The organism is Bartonella sp. CR127HXZ (genome assembly GCF_042194555.1).
Taxonomy (GTDB): domain Bacteria; phylum Pseudomonadota; class Alphaproteobacteria; order Rhizobiales; family Rhizobiaceae; genus Bartonella; species Bartonella grahamii.
The window spans coordinates 1-581 of the sequence record NZ_JBHIMZ010000089.1; the positions used below are offsets into that span (position 1 = coordinate 1).

The 581-nt window shown below is 36.7% G+C and carries 1 protein-coding gene; it reads right to left on the minus strand.

The window, feature by feature from the left end; translation table 11 throughout:
- Positions 1-581, minus strand: a 581-nt coding sequence (gene trbJ / locus ACFIKY_RS09275) for a P-type conjugative transfer protein TrbJ (protein WP_375661762.1), incomplete at both ends; no start/stop codon positions are given.

The window sequence follows — 581 nt, forward strand, 5'->3', positions numbered from 1 at the left end:
GCATGTCCACGATCTGTATCTGGCGATTTTGTTTCAAAAAACTTTTCAACATCGGCATCATATTTGGCTTTACGCTCCACTTCATTGGCAGTGTAGTTTGCTTGTAAAGTGGTATTATTAGCAACAAGATCACGAAGTAGCTGCAACTGTTTCACTTGTTGTGCGGCAATTTCATTTCCAGCTTGAATAGCTTGCATACGCTCTTCTGCGCTTGCTGAACGATCAACAAGTTTTTGCATAAGTTTGTCTTCATCATCAAAACTGCTAGTGTTAATCCCTGCGGCTTCAATAGCAATACGGGAATTAGAAAGACCAGTTTCTGCCCACTTTCTATAATCTTTTTTTGGATTTACCTTTCCAGAATTTTTTAAGTAATTTTCATAACCAGGAAACATTTGTTCAAATCTGCTATTTAGATTTCCCATACTATAAGAAATGCTCTGGCCGTCTTGATAAACTTGTTTCAATTTTTGTAAAGTGTTCTGCAAACCATCAAATTGTGGACTCGAAAATGAAAGTCCCTGTTTTATCATATCTTTATATTGTTGAAGCTGCGTTTGAAGTTGTTTAGCTGTGTTGAT